Genomic DNA, 2,848 nt, shown 5'->3' on the forward strand with positions numbered 1-2,848 from the left:
GGGTTAGGGTGGGGTAAAACCCATGTTTAAAATCAGTGTGAGCAATCCAAAGTGGGAATACAAAACTTTTCACAACTACTAATTTTTGGCTCTTTTATCGCATTAGTTGGTTGGACTATTACCAATCAGTTGGGACGAACTCAAATTCAAGTGAAAAGTCGTGAAGATTGGCTAATCGATGTTGCAGGATTAACTATTCAAGGAATTTTGATTCCCTTACTACAAGCTACTTTAGTTTGTTGGATTTATCAACATTTACTACCAAATCAACAAGGATATTTAAAAATATCATTAATTCCGACTTTTATTATCAGTTTTGTTGTGGTTGATTATTTATATTATTGGAATCATCGTTTATTACATACTAAAATGTTGTGGAAGGTTCATCAAGTCCATCATACTGTTACTCAGATGGATGTATTAGGAACTTCTCGCAACACACTTTGGACAAGTTTGTTAATTATTTATTTATGGATACACACTTTGTTTTTATATTTGTTAGCCGATCCAACCGGTTATTTACTTGGAGTAAGTCTAACTTCTGCCTTAGATTTATGGCGACATAGTAGCTTGATAATTCCTGAAAGTAGCTGGCTTTATCAATTTTTATCTTCTTGGCTAATCTTACCACAGGATCACGCTTGGCATCATTGCCGCGAAGTCCACAATTATAACTATGGGGCTAATCTGAAAATTTGGGATAAGTTACATGGAACATATTATGAAAGCGAAAAATTGCCATCTATAATTGGAATTCCTATCTCATTGAACTTGTTCCAAAAACTTTTATTCCCATTTTCATGACAGTTATCAGTAAAATTCTTTCGTTTTTCCCCACCTTTATATTATTGCTAACTGGTGGAGCAATAATTTACCTTGCCTATTCACCCAACATCTTCAGCATTCTGGCAGTATTCCTTTCTATTTATGGGCTACCAGTGCTAGTTTACCGCTTACATGAATGGGTTCATCCTGTGCGGGAGGGCATTAGTTATCTACAAGGTAAAGAATATAGTCCCTGGTGGGGTAGTCATCAAATCCAAGTAATTTATATTGCAATTCCGGTGTTGGAAGCATTGCTGCGACTGATTCCGGGGGCATTTTCCTGTTGGTTGCGATTATGGGGTGCTAAAGTGGGGCGAGATGTATACTGGACAACAAGATTGGAGATTGCCGATCGCAGTTTATTAGAAATTGGCGATCGCGTCGTTATCGGGCATGGTGTCGGTATTTATTCCCACATCATTAAACCCCGCAAGCAAAATTTAATGTTGTATGTCAAAAAAGTCAAGATTGGCAGCAATGTCTTTGTGGGAGCCGGATCTAATCTTGCTCCTGGTGTAGTCATTGGCGATGGTTCTTATTTACCAGCAGCCACCAAGCTTTATCCTAATCAAAAGGTGCAATAATGCGTCCGATTATTCAGCTGTTTGGGCAAATTCTCACACCAACTGCGAGGCGATTTTATCGAGCTTTGGATAACCCAGAGTTAATGCAGACATCTGTAAAAAGGGAAATTTGCGATCGCCTAATCAAAAGTGAGTACGGTAAAACTTTGGGGATTCATTCTGTAGACGATTGGCAGCGTGTACCAATTGTAGATTATGATGCGCTCGAACCCTACTTAAATCAAAAACAGCAGCAAATTTCCCTCACACCAGAACCCATTTTGTTCTATGAAAAAACCTCTGGTAGTAGCGGGGCGGTAAAATGGATTCCTTATACTCAATCTTTACGGCGATCGTTTAATCAGATGTTCTGTATATGGGCGCATGATTTGATTGTACACGGGCCGAAATTTTCTACAGGCAAGCTTTATGCTTGTATCTCACCGCAATTAAATATAGCGGATAGCCAAACTTTACAAGATGATTTAGATTATTTAGATGGTTGGTTGCGTTGGTTTTTGCGTCCTTGGTTGGTGATTCCAAATAATCTTAATCGGCTGCATGATGCAAACTTATTTAAACATCAACTGGCTTTGGCATTATTAGAGGCTGAAAAACTAGAAATTATTTCTATTTGGAGTCCTAGTTTTCTACAAGTACATTTAAAATATATTCAAGAAAATCAGGATTTATTGCGAGAAGAATTACACAATCGAATTTCACATCATCGCTTGCAAATCCTCAGCGAAAGTAATATTCCCTGGATGCAACTCTGGCCAAATTTGAAGCTGATTTCCTGCTGGGATAGCGCCAATGCAGCAGATCAAGCTCAGGGATTAAGATCGCAATTTCCAGGTGTATTCATTCAAGGGAAAGGATTACTAGCAACCGAAGCACCAATAACGATTCCCTTGATTGTAGCTGGGGGATGTGTTCCAGTTATTGATGAAGTTTTTTTCGAGTTCGAGGATGAGACTGCTTCACTGTATGGTTTGCATGAACTGAATACTGGCAAGGAATACACGGTTATTTTATCGCAGAAAGGAGGATTGTATCGTTATCGAATTGGCGATCGCATTCGGGTAACTCATTACTATCGCCACACTCCTTGTTTAGAATTTCTCGGACGACATCAAGCCGTTAGCGATTTAATAGGCGAAAAGTTGCAAGCAACCTTTGTTAATAATGCTCTTATTAAGTTAAACTTGCAAGAAACTAATTTTAAAACTTTGATGCCCATTGCCGATCCTCCACACTATATTCTATTATTAGATTCAGCAACACAAACCCCAGAAGCTATCGCTCAACAACTCGATCTGGCTTTATCAGAATCGTATCATTACAAGAGAGCGCGAGCCATCGGTCAACTTGCACCACCACAAGTTTTAATCTCTAGTCAAATTCCTGAAACATTAGTTTCCCATCGTATCCGCACTGGAAGTATTTGGGGAGGTATTAAG

General features: G+C 38.8%; 3 protein-coding genes. All 3 read left to right on the forward strand.

Going from position 1 to position 2,848, the window contains the following annotated elements; translation table 11 throughout:
- Positions 1-51 precede the first annotated feature (51 nt).
- Positions 52-804, forward strand: a complete 753-nt coding sequence (locus IQ229_RS22190) for a sterol desaturase family protein (RefSeq protein ID WP_194047445.1) — start codon at positions 52-54, stop codon at positions 802-804.
- On the forward strand, positions 801-1,409 hold the full coding sequence (locus IQ229_RS22195; RefSeq protein WP_194047447.1) for a DapH/DapD/GlmU-related protein: 609 nt from the start codon (positions 801-803) through the stop codon (positions 1,407-1,409). The genes IQ229_RS22190 and IQ229_RS22195 overlap by 4 nt, the downstream gene beginning before the upstream one ends.
- On the forward strand, positions 1,409-2,848 hold a 1,440-nt coding region (locus IQ229_RS22200; protein ID WP_194047449.1), incomplete at its 3' end, for a GH3 family domain-containing protein. The genes IQ229_RS22195 and IQ229_RS22200, both read left to right, overlap by 1 nt.

The sequence above is a fragment of the Nostoc cf. edaphicum LEGE 07299 genome (genome assembly GCF_015207245.1).
Taxonomy (GTDB): Bacteria; Cyanobacteriota; Cyanobacteriia; order Cyanobacteriales; family Nostocaceae; genus Nostoc; species Nostoc edaphicum_B.

Excerpts from the sequence above, each read along its gene's own strand:
- IQ229_RS22195 (WP_194047447.1), top strand. The coding sequence starts at position 801 with ATGACAGTTATCAGTAAAATTCTTTCGTTTTTCCCCACCTTTATATTA.